The sequence below is a fragment of the Pseudomonas sp. MWU12-2037 genome (assembly GCF_023242345.1).
Classification (GTDB): Bacteria; Pseudomonadota; Gammaproteobacteria; order Pseudomonadales; family Pseudomonadaceae; genus Aquipseudomonas; species Aquipseudomonas gingeri_D.
On the sequence record NZ_JALLIZ010000016.1, the window covers coordinates 49,830 to 63,875 of the forward strand.

Below are 14,046 nucleotides of genomic sequence, written 5' to 3' on the forward strand. Positions count from 1 at the left end.
GTGGTTATTCGCCCGGCAGCAGTTCGAAACGCCCGCGACCTTCGACCGACGTCTCGTCGCGCACCCGGGTCGCGCTGACCGGCAGGTGCGTGTCGATCTCCACCTGCGCCGAGAAAAACCGCCCCTTGGCCGGCAGGTCCCGGGCCAGCACCACCAGGCTCTGGCCCGGCGCCATCAGGTGGCTGGCAGAGGCCTCGGCCGGACGCTGCGCCGAGGCCAGGCTCACCGGCTTGCCGTCGAGCCTGGCATTGCTCAGGCCGACCGTGAAACGCCCCTGGCGATCAAAACGAAAGGCCTGTGGCCCCGCCGCCGGCCCATCGAACCGCAACACCATCGAGGTCGGCCAGGGACAGGCAATATTCAGGCTCAGCCGCCGGGTCCCGAGGAACAGGTCAGGCTGGCCGGGCGCCATTGCCAAAGCTCCCGGGCGCAGTGCACCCAGTTCGATCTGCGACTGGCTCAGCGACAGCGTGCAGTCATTGGCCCCGGCGGGGGCTGAAAACAGGACAAGCGCGACGCAACAACGCCGTAAAACCACGCGGACACGAGAGTTCATAGAGGTCTTCCATAGGGTTGACTTGCCCGGCAAACCGCCGTGGCCGTTTCATAAAGCCGATCGCTGTCCGCGGATTCGGGTATTTCGACCGGCAGCGTGCAGGCCGTGTGATCCGCCCGCCTGATCGTGAGCCGCTGGCCGGCCTCGACATCGCTCAGAAAAATCATGCCGCCGCCGACCACCGTGGTCAGGAAGGCCTTGTCTTCACTGAACACCGAGGCGCCCTGGGGCAACGGCTCGGCGTTTTCATCAGTGACCTTGAGCAGCAGCCGTCGAACCTTCACCACCGCGAAATCCACCCGATTGAATGAGCCGCGCCCGGCTTCAAGGCTTTTTGTTCCGTTGCGCAGGTCGATCCGCCGTGGCAACGAGCGGGTGTCGACTTCCAACTGGCTGCTGCGGTAGGCCGGCAGACCGGCGACCACCGCCTGGCCGCTGAAGTCGGTCCAGACCGGCCCCTGGGGCGTGGTGATCCGGGCGCCGGAAAGATCGCCCACCGAGACCACGCCAAAGGTCTCCTGGATCGCGTAGGGCGAGAACGTCAGGCCGCCCTCGTGCAGCGCAAGGCCTCCGGACAAATGTCCGCTGTAGCTACTGCTGGAGTCGCTGCGTGTCACCCCCAGGCCGACCTGGGTGTAACGCGGCATCAGGCTCAGGTTGCCCCGGGTGATCTGCCGGTCGCCCTTGAGGTCCTGTTCCAGCCCCAGGTCATAGCTGAGGGTATCGTTGACCCGCTCGCGGTAGTCGCCGCCGATATCGAGGCGCTCGCCACGGCGATTGAGGTAGCTGCTGATGCGCCGGTCGCCGCCCAGCGGGACACTGACCCCCAACCGCAGCCCCAGGCCCGAGTCGACGGCATGGCGGTCGCCGCCCGAACCGACGTCGGAATCCACGCTGAGGCTCAGGCTGGCGTAGCGGTAGCTCTTGCTCCAGGTGCCGTGCAGACGCCGGGACAAGCTCCCGTCGAACATCACACTGCGCGAGTAACCGAGGCTGAAACCACCTAGTTGCGGGGCCGACCAGCCCAGCGCGGCGGTGTACTGGTGCTTGAAGCGTGAGCCGGGATCGTCCGCCAGCCCCACCTCGCCGATTTGCAGCAGATCGCGATAGCCGGCACTGCGTAGGGTGGCACTGAGGTCCAGGTCGACACCCGCCCCCAACGGACTGTTCAACGACAGGCTGTTCTGGCTCCCCGCCAGCGAACGCCGGGTGTCATGGGACAGGCTGTTGCGCAGGCCGACACCGACCTGCTGCCAGAGGCGGCTGTCGAGCGCCCAGCCGCTGGCACGGTAGTCATCGCTGCCCAGCAGCCCGGCGCTGAATGACGTGGCCTCGCCCAGTCCCCAGGTGCCGCTGCCGGTGGCGAGCAAGGGCGGCTCTTCGCCGCGACCGGTGGCGCCGCGCAGTCGCCCCAGGGACAGGTAGTAACCGGGCTGGACCGCCGTGGCGCCCGGAAAGGATGCGGCCGGCACGACAAAGCGGCGCTCGCTGCCGGATTGGCCGATCACCCTGACCTCCAGGTCACTGGTGCCATTGAGCAACGGCAAGCCGCCCAGGCTGAACGGGCCTTGCGGCACCAGGCTGGTATGGATCAAAGCCCCGGACTGGCGAACCTCGACCCGCGACGCGTCGAAGGCCACCCCCTCGACCAGGACACCGCGCCCGGCCTGGCCTCGTTGCGCGCCATCGGGCATGAATTGCACACCGGAAAGCCGGACCCCGGCAAACACCGGCCCGGCACTGTTGATCTGGCCAGCCTGGAAGGTCGTCTGCCACGGTCGGAAGTCCCGCTGCGCATAGGCATACAGATGCTCGGTCTGCTCTTGCCCGTCATTGGAGACGTGCAACTGACGGCTACGGACAATCCAGTCGCCGGCATTGAACCCGGCCTCGGTGGTCGCCGAGAAGAAACGCCCGCCGCCCTGGCGCGAGCGCGTATCGAAACCCAGCACCTCGTAGTTGAGCAGTCCGGCCGTGCCGCCACGGGCGTAGACCCCGCTGTCGAGCTCCGGTCCGCGCAGGGCCTGGGTCGGCACCAGCAGGAAAACCTCCTCGCTGTTGGGTCGCAGGATGACCTGGGTCTGCGGGTACTCACGCACAAAGGCGTGACAGGCGTCCTCATCGGCATCCGCGCCAACGTCGGGCCTCTTCAAGCCGGCCTTGTCCAGCAACCCGGAGGTGAAACACAACTCGCCGTCCCGGTCGAAACGCAGCTCCGCCAGCCCCAGGCGCTTGCCGTTGAGTTCCAGCGTCACCCGCTGCGCTCCTTCACGAAAGCGCGGCGCCGAGCGGAAATAGTCGGCCACCTGTGGATCGAGACCGCGCTCGGAAAGCACCGACAGGTCAAACTCCGCGTCAGCCGTATCGTCCTTTTTCTCGGCGGCGACCGGCTCGCCCAGTCCCAGCAAGACCGCGACGCCCAGCCCGCTCACCAGGCCCCGGCCCGGCGCCAGTACCTTCGCCAGCCTCGAGACAGGGGCAGGCTTGCCTAGGGATCCCACGTCACAGCGCCTCGAGCAGAATGGGCGCTTCGTGACGGGCCACGGCAAAACCATAGACAGTCGCCGGCTGCAGCGTGACCGAGGTGGCCGTGGGCTGAGTCGTGTCTATTTCCACCGCCAGCGTCTCCCCCGGAAGGACATAATCGCGACTCAGCATCACGCTGACCTTGTGCGGGTTGAGTTCCAGTTCCGGCGACAGGCGCACCACATAGGGACTGTCATTGCGCACCACCAGCCGGGACTTCTCCAGGTGCCAGGTCAGTTCCTTCCAGGGCGCCGGATGCCGGGCCAGTCCCTTGGGATGCAGGATCAGTGGCAGGTTCTGGCGCAGAGTGACGCCGACGGTAGCGCCGGGCCCGATCTTGCGCTGGGGAATACCTTCGAAGGTGACGCGTTTCAGGCGCTGGGTCTTGAGTGGCTCGCCGTTGGCGCTGAGAAACCGCACCAATTGGGTCTCGCCGGCGTCGACCCGGGTCACGGGGGGCGTGATCACCACCAGCGACTCAAGATCCTCGGGAATCGATTCGACAGCCGAATGCAGCAAGGCCGGACCGCTGTCGGTGTTCTTGATCTGGATACTGGCTTCCCCCTCCTCTTCATAGAGGATCACCACCGTGGTTTCCGGCTGCATGCCATCGGCACGGGCGGCGCTCCAGAACACGCCCAGGAAAAAGAACAGCACACCGATAGACAATGAACTGAACATCGGCATAAGAGGCACAACTTTCAAGCAATACGCTCCTTGCGAATCTATTTTTATTATTCAACAGACATAGAAAGAGAGTGCCGGCACAGAGTCCTGTGCCGGCAGCCTGATTACTGACATCAACGAAAGTTAGAGATAACGCAGTTCCAACGTGGCCAAGCCATCCAGATACAGCTCCTGGGTGACATCCAATTCGGAAGTCTTATTGATCACCGGCTGAACTTCCAGGGTACCGCTGACCCGCTGTACCGACGCCGGATGAGTAGCGAAGAAGCCGCTCCAGGACATGATGTTCTGATACTGGCCCAAGGCACCGTTGCCACGGCTCCAGTTCAAACCGTTATTGGTCGAGACAATGGTGTTGACCAGCGGGAAATCCGCCACGGAATCCTTCACGCTCAGGGCATAGCCGCCGACCCGTTGACCGACCGCCGTGGTCCCCAGGCCGTAGTTGTAGGCATCGTTATAGCCCGGGCCGAGGGCCGCCTGCAGGATGCCCGGGACCTTGCTGCTGGAGCGGTTGTCGAGCGTCTTCACCCCCACCCGGGTGCCGCCGTCGCAATTGACCGTAAAAGGCACGCCCCTGGGCTGCAGGCGCGTATAGGCATTGGCGCTCAGTTCAGCGGCACGGATTTTCCCGAAATCGACCACACCACCATTGTGCAGGCTCAGTGTGCAACTGGCCGGGACGATGGTCCCCTTCACCAACAAGTCCGCCGCGTTGGCATTGACCCCCAGTACAGCCAACAGAGCACCGAGCGTCCATCCAGATACCAACTTCATTTTCCTACTCCCTATTATCAAGTGTAAGCAGATGCTTGTTATTCAGAACTGCAGAATTCAATCCAGGTTCACACCCGAAAAAGAGTCAGCGCTTAGGCCTCCCGACTGCAGTCCGATAAATAATTAACACCCCGGCATAATCGCCGGCCGCTAGTTTCCACGCTGGCACCTGACAAGAAAACCGGAAGCGGCCACGCTCTTGGTACGACGGATAGACAAACACCGCCAACTTTAATAAATATCGCTGTCGTCACAAGTCATGACCCAAGTCATCAATATGAAATATTTATGTAGGAAAATTGAAGTAATGATTTTCCAACCCCCTCGCTGCAAGCCCCAGGCCTGATGCTCACAGGCGTCCTACGTTGGCGTCCGGGCCTGATCGTGGCACGATGGCGAGGTTATCGACCGAGATCCTTCAACCATGCCGCATTCCCAAGCCAAGAATCTGTCCCTGATCGCCGCCATCGACCTGGGCTCCAACAGCTTCCATATGGTCGTGGCCAAGGCCCAGAACGGAGAGATCCGGATCCTGGAGCGCCTCGGCGAGAAGGTTCAGCTGGCGGCCGGTATCGACGAGGACCGTCAGCTCACCGAAGAATCCATGCAGCGCGGGCTCGACTGCCTGAAGCGCTTTGCCCAGTTGATCAACGGCATGCCCCTGGGCGCCGTGCGCATCGTCGGTACCAACGCCCTGCGCGAAGCCCGCAACCGCGGCGAATTCATCCGCCGCGCCGAGGAAATCCTCGGTCACCCGGTGGAAGTCATTTCCGGCCGTGAAGAGGCCCGCCTGATTTACCTCGGTGTGTCCCACACCCTCGCCGACACCCCGGGCAAGCGCCTGGTGGCCGATATCGGCGGCGGCAGTACCGAATTCATCATCGGCCAGCGCTTCGAGCCGCTGCTGCGCGAAAGCCTGCAAATGGGTTGCGTCAGCTACACCCAGCGCTATTTCCGCGACGGCAAGATCACCCCGGCCCGCTACGCCCAGGCCTACACGGCGGCGCGCCTGGAAATCATGAGCATCGAGCACGCCCTGCACCGCCTGACCTGGGATGAGGCCATCGGCTCCTCCGGGACCATCCGCGCCATCGGCCTGGCCCTCAAGGCCGGCGGCCAGGGCAGCGGCGAAGTGAATGCCGAAGGGCTGGCCTGGCTCAAGCGCAAGCTGTTCAAGCTCGGCGATGCCGAGAAAATCGATTTCGAAGGGATCAAGCCCGACCGCCGGGCGATCTTCCCGGCCGGCCTGTCGATTCTCGAAGCGATCTTCGACGCCCTCGACCTGCAACGCATGGACCACTGCGACGGCGCCCTGCGCGAAGGCGTGCTCTACGACCTGCTGGGTCGCCATCACCACGAAGACGTGCGCGAACGCACCCTCAGCTCGCTGATGGAGCGTTACCACGTCGACCTGGAACAGGCGGCACGGGTCGAGCGCAAGGCGCTGCACGCCTTCGACCAGGTGGCGGATGCCTGGGAACTGGCTGACGGGGTCTGGCGCGAACTGCTGGGCTGGGCCGCCAAGGTCCATGAAGTGGGCCTGGACATCGCCCACTACCAGTACCACAAGCACGGCGCCTACCTGATCGAGCACTCGGACCTGGCCGGCTTCTCCCGGGAAGACCAGCAAATGCTCGCCCTGCTGGTGCGCGGGCACCGACGCAATATTCCCAAGGACAAGTTTGCCGAGTTCGGCGATGAAGGCATCAAGCTGATTCGCCTGTGCGTGCTGCTGCGCTTCGCGATCCTGTTCCATCACATCCGTGGCACCCAGGAAATGCCGCAGGTCACCTTGCGTGCCGACGGCGATAGCCTGGATGTGGTGTTTCCCAAGGACTGGCTGGAGCAGAACCAGCTGACTCAGGCCGACTTCGCGCTGGAAGCGGAGTGGCTGACCCGAGTCAACATTACCCTCAACGTACGCTGAGGAGCGGGTTGCTCAGGCGATCGAGCAAGGTCGCCTGGGCGCTACGGGCGTTCTGGTTGCCGGTCGGCGTGTTACGGATATACCGACCGTCCGACTGCAGGCTCCAGCTGTGGGTGTTATCGGTGAGATAACTTTCCAGCTCTTTCTTGACCCGCAGGATCAACTTCTTGCCCTCGACCGGGAAGCAGGTCTCGACACGCTTGTCGAGGTTGCGCTCCATCCAGTCGGCGCTGGAGAGGAACATCTGCTCCTCGCCGCCGTTGAGGAAGTAGAAGACCCGGGTGTGTTCGAGGAAGCGACCGATGATCGAGCGCACCTGGATGTTGTGCGAGACCCCGGCGATGCCCGGACGCAGGCAGCACATGCCGCGCACCACCAGATCGATACGCACGCCGCACTGGCTGGCCTTGTACAACGCGCGGATGATCTTCGGATCGGTCAGCGAGTTGAACTTGGCGATGATGTGCGCCGGCTTGCCCTCGACGGCGAACTGGGTTTCCCGGGCAATCATGTCGAGCATGCCCTTCTTCAGGGTGAACGGCGCGTGCAGCAACTTCTTCATGCGCAACGTCTTGCCCATGCCGATCAACTGGCTGAACAGTTTGCCGACGTCTTCGCACAGGGCGTCGTCGGAGGTCAGCAAGCTGTAGTCGGTATACAGGCGGGCGTTGCCGGCGTGGTAGTTACCCGTGCCCAGGTGCGCGTAGCGGACGATCTCGCCGGCCTCGCGACGCAGGATCAACATCATCTTGGCGTGGGTCTTGAAGCCGACCACGCCGTAGATCACCACCGCACCGGCCGCTTGCAGGCGGCTGGCCAGTTGCAGGTTGGACTCTTCGTCGAAGCGCGCCCGCAGCTCGATCACCGCGGTGACTTCCTTGCCGTTGCGCGCCGCGTCCACCAGGGCGTCGACGATTTCCGAGTTGGCGCCGCTGCGGTACAGGGTCTGGCGCACGGCCAGGACGTGCGGGTCCTTGGCCGCCTGGCGCAGCAGGTCGACCACCGGGGTGAAGGATTCGAACGGGTGCAGCAGCAGGATGTCCTGCTTGCTGATCACGCTGAAAATATTCTCGCTGTTCTGCAGCAGTTTCGGGATCTGCGGAGTGAACGGCGTGTATTGCAGCTCCGGATGACTGTCCAGGCCGGTGATGCTGAACAGCCGTGTCAGGTTCACCGGACCGTTGACCTGGTACAGCTCGCTCTCGTTCAGGTTGAACTGCTTGAGCAGGTAGTCCGACAGGTGTTTCGGGCAGGTATCGGCCACTTCCAGGCGCACGGCGTCACCGTAGCGGCGCGAGAACAGCTCGCCGCGCAGGGCGCGGGCCAGGTCTTCGACGTCTTCGGAATCCAGCGCCAGGTCGGCGTTGCGGGTCAGGCGGAACTGGTAGCAGCCCTTGACCTTCATGCCCTGGAACAGGTCGTCGGCGTGTGCGTGGATCATCGACGACAGGAATACATAGTTATCGCCAGGCCCACCCACGTCTTCGGGTACCTTGATGATCCTCGGCAGCAGGCGCGGCGCCGGGATGATCGCCAGGCCCGAATCGCGACCGAAGGCGTCGATACCTTCGAGCTCGACGATAAAGTTCAGGCTCTTGTTCACCAGCAACGGGAACGGGTGCGTCGGATCGAGGCCGATCGGGGTGATGATCGGTGCGATCTCGTCACGGAAATAACGACGGACCCAAGTCTTCAGCTTGGTGGTCCAGTAGCGGCGGCGGATAAAGCGGACCTGATGTTTTTCCAGCTCCGGCAACAGGATGTCGTTGAGGATCGCGTACTGGCGATCGACATGCCCGTGCACCAGCTCGCTGATCCGCGCCAGGGCCTGGTGCGGCTGCAGGCCGTCGGCGCCGGCCTGTTCGCGGGCGAAGGTGATCTGCTTCTTCAGCCCGGCGACACGGATTTCGAAGAACTCATCCAGGTTGCTGGAGAAGATCAGCAGGAACTTGAGGCGTTCCAGCAGCGGATAGGACTCGTCCAGCGCCTGCTCCAGCACACGGATGTTGAACTGCAGCTGCGACAGCTCACGGTGGATATACAGGCTGCTGTCATCCAGGCTCGGAATCACCACCGCCGACGGCACCGCCACATGGGGGGCTTCGACCACCACCGGCGCGGGTTCCAGCTCCGGCGGGGTTTCGACGATCGGCTCGACCACCGCTTGAGCGTCTTTTACTTCAACTTCGCTGAGTCCTTCGGTATTCATCGAGTGTTCCTGTGAGGGCTATTTCTGCTCTCGTAGCAGTTGGGCGGCGCGGGCGGCAAAGTAGGTCAGGATGCCATCGGCACCCGCCCGTTTAAAAGCGGTCAGGGATTCAAGAATAACGCCTTCGCCCAGCCAGCCATTCTGGATGGCCGCCATGTGCATGGCGTACTCACCGCTAACCTGATAGACAAAAGTCGGCACCTTGAATTCATCCTTGACCCGAAAAAGGATATCCAGATACGGCATACCCGGCTTGACCATGACCATGTCGGCGCCTTCGGCGAGGTCGGCGGCCACTTCATGCAGGGCTTCGTGGCTGTTGGCCGGGTCCATCTGGTACGACGCCTTGTTCGCCTTGCCCAGGTTCAGGGCCGAGCCGACGGCATCGCGGAAAGGTCCATAGTAGGCGCTGGCGTACTTGGCCGAATAGGCCATGATCCGCACGTTGACGTGATCGGCCAGTTCCAGGGCTTCGCGGATCGCCTGGATGCGTCCGTCCATCATATCGGAAGGCGCCACCACCTGGGCGCCCGCCTCGGCGTGGGACAAGGCCTGCTTGACCAGTGCATCGACGGTAATGTCGTTCTGGACGTAACCGTGCTCGTCGAGGATACCGTCCTGCCCGTGGGTGGTGAACGGGTCCAGGGCGACGTCGGTGATCACCCCCAGTTCCGGGAAGCGGGCACGCAGGGCGCGGGTGGCGCGCTGGGCAATGCCTTCCGGGTTCCAGGCCTCGCTGGCGTCCAGGGACTTGAGTTCGGGCGGTGTCACCGGGAACAGTGCCAGTGCCGGAATCCCCAGCTCGACCCAGTTCGCCGCTTCTTCGAGCAGCAGGTCGATGGTCAGGCGCTCGACCCCTGGCATCGACGCCACGGCTTCGCGGCGATTCTCACCGTCCAGCACAAACACCGGCAGGATCAAATCATCGACTGTCAGAACATTCTCACGCACCAGGCGGCGAGAAAAATCATCACGGCGATTGCGACGCAGGCGGGTGGCGGGAAACAAGCGATTGGCGGGGGTAAAGCTCACGGCAGACTCCTGAGCCCGCACAAGCGGGCGAGCATGGCAGTTATAAGCGGCCATTATGACGAAGGAATTACAGTTGTGCTTACTCCTGCGACCCGTCGCCACAGCCGCTACCCTTGTAGGAAATGTTAACGTCGAGACACATTTCGACACTTTCCTCTCTGTCCTCGAAGGGTTAGGCTGCGCGTTCATTTCGCCAGCATCCAGACAATGCTCCAACAATTTCTGCAGGATTTCGGCTACTTCGCCTTGTTTCTCGGCACGTTTTTCGAAGGCGAGACCATTCTGGTACTGGCCGGCTTCCTCGCGTTCCGCGGATACATGGACATCAACCTGGTGGTTATCGTGGCGTTCTTCGGCAGCTATGCCGGCGACCAGCTGTGGTATTTCCTGGGGCGCAAGCATGGCCGCAAACTTCTGGCACGCAAGCCGCGCTGGCAATTGATGGGTGATCGAGCGCTGGAGCATATCCGCCGCCATCCGGATATCTGGGTGCTGACCTTCCGCTTTGTCTACGGTTTGCGCACGGTGATGCCGGTGGCGATCGGCCTGTCGGGTTATCCGCCGGGCCGCTACCTGTTGCTCAACGGCATCGGCGCGGCGATCTGGGCCGCGGCCCTGGCGGCGGCGGCCTATCACTTCGGGGCGATTCTCGAAGGGATGCTCGGCAGCGTGAAGAAATACGAGCTGTGGGTGCTCGGCGGCCTGCTGGTGGCCGGCCTGCTGCTCTGGAGCTGGCGACGCATCCGCAGCGCGCGCCTGGCCCGGGCCGAGGCCCGCCTGGCCGAAACTACGAACCGGCCAGACGAATGACCCGCGGCTTGCTGCAGTAGTACAGGCCGATCAGGCTCAACAGGCTGTAGCTGAACACGCCGATCCAGCCCAATGGGCTGGCTGGCCACAGCCCGACCAACGGTGCCCACCAGACCAACGGCAGGTTGGACGCCAGGCGGACCAGCTCCAGCCGCAACGCCCAGGGGCGATTCTCCAGCGCCGCGCCGAGCACGAACAACCCCAGCACCAGGGTGCCACAGCCCAGCAGCAGCGCCGCCAGCGGCAAATGCTCGCCGAAGTTCATCAGGTAGCTGCCCAAACCGACATAGACCGCGAATTGCAGGGCCAGGTAGATCTGCTGACGGATCTCCAGGGGCACCTCGAATTTGCGGAACTGGCTCAGGTCCGGCTTGTTCAGCGGGTATCTGGCCGCGACATCGGCCGGACGCCAGCCAGTGCGCATAAACCAGATCCGCAGCTTGTCCCAATAGCTTTCCGTACGCCGGGCATCGGCCCATAGCTGCGCATAGAACTGCAGGTTGGCCCACAGCGGGTTCCAGCTGGCCAGCGGCGTGGTCACGCCGAAGATCACCGGCTCGCGCTCGTCCTCTTCCTGGAAGGTGCCGAACAGGCGGTCCCAGAGAATAAACACCCCGCCGTAGTTGCGATCCATATACAGCGCGTTTTGCGCATGGTGCGCCCGATGGTTGGACGGCGTGACAAAGAACCACTCGTACCAACCCAGCTTGGGCACGTGCCGGGTGTGTACCCAGAACTGATACAACAGGTTCAGCGAGGCCACGCTGATAAACACCACCAGCGGCACGCCGAGCACGGCCAGCGGCAGATAGAAGATCCAGCTCAGGAGGAAGCCGGTGCTGGTCTGGCGCAGGGCGGTGCTGAGGTTGTAGTCCTCGCTCTGGTGATGCACCGAGTGGGCGGCCCAGAGGATATTGCGCTCGTGCCCCATACGGTGCAGCCAGTAGTAGCAGAAGTCGTAGGCGACAAAGGCGAACACCCAGACCCAGGGTCTTTGCGCGGACAGCTCGAACAGCGCCAGGTGCTGCAGCGCAAAGGCGTAGGTGAGGATCCCGACGCCCTTGGTCAACAGCCCGGTGGTGGTCGACAGCACGCCGGTGCTCATGCTGTTGATGGCATCCGCCATGCGATAGTTGCTCACGCCACGCCAGCGATCGGCGAGCAGCTCGATGACGATCAATGCAATGAAAAACGGTACCGCGTAAGGCACGAAGTCCATGGGGCCAACCTTCCAGAGTCGATCTGCAAAGATTAGGGGCTATGGCGGGAAAATCCGCTGACAATGAATGCCAAAGCTGTAGACATTTAACGCCAGAAACCAGGGAACGTCGAACGCGCTCCCTGTAGGTTCACGCGGCCCCTGTGGGAGCTGGCTTGCCCGCGAAGAGGCCCTCGAATCTTGCGCCGCTCATACGAACGTCTTCGCCGGCAAACCCGCATTATCAGGCCGCCTGGACCCGACGCTTTTCCGCCAACCGACTGCGGCTGTACAGCACCCCAATCGCCAGCAACGCCAACGCCTGGGCACCCAGCGAGTAGGCGTCGGCATGAATCCCCAGCCAGTCGAATTCAAAGAACGCCACCGGCCGCGTACCGAAGATCCCGGCTTCCTGCAATGCCTTGACCCCGTGTCCGGCAAATACCACCGACAAGGCGCACAGCAACCCGGCATTGATCCCGAAAAACAACGCCAGCGGCAGCTTCGCCGAACCGCGCAGGATCACCCAGGCCAGGCCGATCAGCAGCACCAGCGCGGTGCCGGCACCGGCCAGCACGGCGTTATGTCCCGCCGGCCCCGCCTGCAACCAGAGGGTTTCATAGAACAGGATGACTTCGAACAATTCCCGGTACACTGAGAAGAACGCCAGCAGCGCAAAGCCGAAGCGCCCGCCACCACTGACCAGGCTGCTCTTGATGTAGTCCTGCCAGGCCGCCGCGTGCCGGCGGTCATGCATCCAGACCCCGAGCCAGAGCACCATGACGCTGGCAAACAAAGCCGTGAAGCCTTCAAGCAATTCACGCTGGGCGCCACTGACATCGATCAGGTAAGCCGCCGCCGCCCAGGTCAGCAACCCGGCGACCAGCGCCAGCCCCCAGCCGACATGTACGCTGCGCACCGCCGACTGCTGGCCGGTATTGCGCAGGAAAGCCAGCACCGCCGCCAGGACCAGGATCGCTTCCAGGCCTTCACGCAGCAGGATCAGCAACCCGGAGATAAAGCTCAGCGACTGACTCAGGCCATCATTGCCCAGCAGATCGGCGGACTCCTTGAGCTTGCCCTTGGCAAAATCCAGGCGCTGCTCGACCTGCTCCAGCGGCAAGCCGTCCTGCAACGATTGCCGATAGGCCATCAGCGACTTCTCGGTGTCCTTGCGCACCGTGGCATTGACGTTGTCCAGGGAGCTTTCCACCAGCTCGAAGCCCTCCAGATAGGCAGCAACGGACAGGTCGTAGGCTTGCTCATGCTCGCCGGCGCGGTAGGCCGCGAGACTCTTGTCCAGGGTTGTCGCGGTGTAGTCGAGCAATTGCCCCGGACCGCGCTTGACCTGGGGCGGCTGGGCGCGCTGGGCACGGAAGGCGACGGCGGCGGCCGGACCTTCGGCGGCCTGTACTTCAGCCGGCGTCGAACGGGCCAGGTCGGCCAGGTTGTAGGTTTTCCCGTCGTTGGCGGCGGCAGGAGCGGCACTGAATCCGGCAATGTAAGTCGCCAGGTCCCAACGTTGACGCTCATCCAACTGGTCGGCGAACGCCGGCATATCGGTGCCTTCGACACCCAGGCCGAGGGTGGTGTAGATCGCGTAGAGGCTCAACCTATCCAGCCGCGCGGCATCGCGCAGGTTGGCGGGTGGCGGTGTCAGGCCGACACCGGCCGGACCGTCGCCCGCCCCCGCCTCGCCGTGACACACCGAACAATGCTGGGCATACAGCGGCGCACCACGAGTCGGGTCCGGGGTGATGATCGGTGCCTGGCTGACTTCATAGGCCACGGCCAGCTTCGCCCCCAGTTGCCGGGCCTGGCGGGCAACGCGTTCACCCTCCTCCCGAGCCGTCACGGCCGCCTGCAAACCCTCGATACCCTGAACCAGCTCAGCCTGTTCCGGCTTGGCCGGCAACGAGGCGACCAGCCCTTGCAGGACCTTGATAAATTCCAGCTGCTCGCGGTATTCGCCATCGTCGACCACCTGGCCCGCGTGCACCGTGGGCGGGTAATCGGCGCCGATATAGTCCAGCAGATGCAGGGCCTGGGGTGCGCCCTCCGCTGTTTCGGCCAACAGGTTGAAGCTGCAGAGAGCGAACAGCGGCAGCATCAGCCACGCGAGGAAACGAGAGGGAAAAGTCATGGAAAGCCTAAATCTAAATGCGAAGTAACACATTGTTCCCTCTCAATACGTTTGGCTCAACCCTGATCGGTCCGATTCCTCAATGTTTTGCTCTGGGTCATGTATCGAGATGGCCATGAGAATGCCATCTCGACCACGGCTTTGTGCATAATCCCCGCCCTCAAGTCCCACTGCCCGTCAG

The 14,046-nt window shown here is 63.2% G+C and carries 10 protein-coding genes; 2 read left to right on the forward strand and 8 right to left on the reverse strand.

The features are described 5' to 3' along the window. Nucleotides 1-4 precede the first annotated feature (4 nt). The 4 genes from M5B42_RS24160 to M5B42_RS24175 form a co-directional block, all read right to left on the reverse strand. Entirely contained in the window at nt 5-556 is a 552-nt protein-coding gene (locus tag M5B42_RS24160) for a hypothetical protein (RefSeq protein WP_247263067.1), read from the reverse strand. Beyond that, nucleotides 553-3,057 (reverse strand): fimbria/pilus outer membrane usher protein, encoded by a 2,505-nt coding sequence (locus M5B42_RS24165; RefSeq protein WP_248747228.1) that lies wholly within the window; start codon nt 3,055-3,057, stop codon nt 553-555. Before M5B42_RS24165 ends, M5B42_RS24160 begins: the two co-directional genes overlap by 4 nt. Nucleotide 3,058: 1 nt before the next feature. Continuing rightward, complete coding sequence (locus tag M5B42_RS24170; protein ID WP_248747269.1) at nt 3,059-3,763, reverse strand: fimbria/pilus chaperone family protein; 705 nt, start codon at nt 3,761-3,763, stop codon at nt 3,059-3,061. Between the two features lie 129 nt (nt 3,764-3,892). Continuing rightward, nucleotides 3,893-4,546, reverse strand: coding sequence for a DUF1120 domain-containing protein (locus M5B42_RS24175; RefSeq protein ID WP_103496075.1), 654 nt, complete (start codon nt 4,544-4,546; stop codon nt 3,893-3,895). 424 nt (nt 4,547-4,970) lie between these two features. On the opposite strand from M5B42_RS24175, the gene ppx reads away from it, so the two are divergent. Beyond that, nucleotides 4,971-6,473, forward strand: a complete 1,503-nt coding sequence (ppx, locus tag M5B42_RS24180) for an exopolyphosphatase (RefSeq protein WP_177100877.1) — start codon at nt 4,971-4,973, stop codon at nt 6,471-6,473. Here the strand turns inward: ppx and ppk1 are convergent. Beyond that, nucleotides 6,460-8,682, reverse strand: a complete 2,223-nt coding sequence (gene ppk1, locus M5B42_RS24185; protein WP_152736717.1) for a polyphosphate kinase 1 — start codon at nt 8,680-8,682, stop codon at nt 6,460-6,462. The two genes, ppx and ppk1, sit on opposite strands and share 14 nt — an antisense overlap. Before the next feature lie 18 nt (nt 8,683-8,700). Beyond that, nucleotides 8,701-9,714, reverse strand: coding sequence for a porphobilinogen synthase (hemB, locus tag M5B42_RS24190; RefSeq protein WP_103496072.1), 1,014 nt, complete (start codon nt 9,712-9,714; stop codon nt 8,701-8,703). Between the two features lie 207 nt (nt 9,715-9,921). On the opposite strand from hemB, the gene M5B42_RS24195 reads away from it, so the two are divergent. Further along, nucleotides 9,922-10,524 carry a DedA family protein gene (locus tag M5B42_RS24195; protein ID WP_100942109.1) on the forward strand — a complete coding sequence of 201 codons (603 nt, stop codon included), beginning with the start codon at nt 9,922-9,924 and terminating at the stop codon, nt 10,522-10,524. On the opposite strand, the gene M5B42_RS24200 is transcribed toward M5B42_RS24195, so the two are convergent. Both M5B42_RS24200 and M5B42_RS24205 read right to left on the reverse strand, forming a co-directional pair. Beyond that, nucleotides 10,502-11,743 (reverse strand): sterol desaturase family protein, encoded by a 1,242-nt coding sequence (locus M5B42_RS24200; RefSeq protein ID WP_248747229.1) that lies wholly within the window; start codon nt 11,741-11,743, stop codon nt 10,502-10,504. The two genes, M5B42_RS24195 and M5B42_RS24200, sit on opposite strands and share 23 nt — an antisense overlap. A gap of 223 nt (nt 11,744-11,966) precedes the next feature. Then, entirely contained in the window at nt 11,967-13,865 is a 1,899-nt protein-coding gene (locus M5B42_RS24205) for a cytochrome c/FTR1 family iron permease (protein WP_248747230.1), read from the reverse strand. Between the last annotated feature and the right edge of the window lie 181 nt (nt 13,866-14,046).

Coding starts and splice junctions, on each gene's coding strand:
- ppk1 (WP_152736717.1), bottom strand. CDS start 8,682: ATGAATACCGAAGGACTCAGCGAAGTTGAAGTAAAAGACGCTCAAGCG.
- ppx (WP_177100877.1), top strand. CDS start 4,971: ATGCCGCATTCCCAAGCCAAGAATCTGTCCCTGATCGCCGCCATCGAC.
- M5B42_RS24170 (WP_248747269.1), bottom strand. CDS start 3,763: ATGTTCAGTTCATTGTCTATCGGTGTGCTGTTCTTTTTCCTGGGCGTG.
- M5B42_RS24205 (WP_248747230.1), bottom strand. CDS start 13,865: ATGACTTTTCCCTCTCGTTTCCTCGCGTGGCTGATGCTGCCGCTGTTC.
- M5B42_RS24195 (WP_100942109.1), top strand. CDS start 9,922: ATGCTCCAACAATTTCTGCAGGATTTCGGCTACTTCGCCTTGTTTCTC.
- M5B42_RS24200 (WP_248747229.1), bottom strand. CDS start 11,743: ATGGACTTCGTGCCTTACGCGGTACCGTTTTTCATTGCATTGATCGTC.
- M5B42_RS24175 (WP_103496075.1), bottom strand. CDS start 4,546: ATGAAGTTGGTATCTGGATGGACGCTCGGTGCTCTGTTGGCTGTACTG.
- M5B42_RS24160 (WP_247263067.1), bottom strand. CDS start 556: ATGAACTCTCGTGTCCGCGTGGTTTTACGGCGTTGTTGCGTCGCGCTT.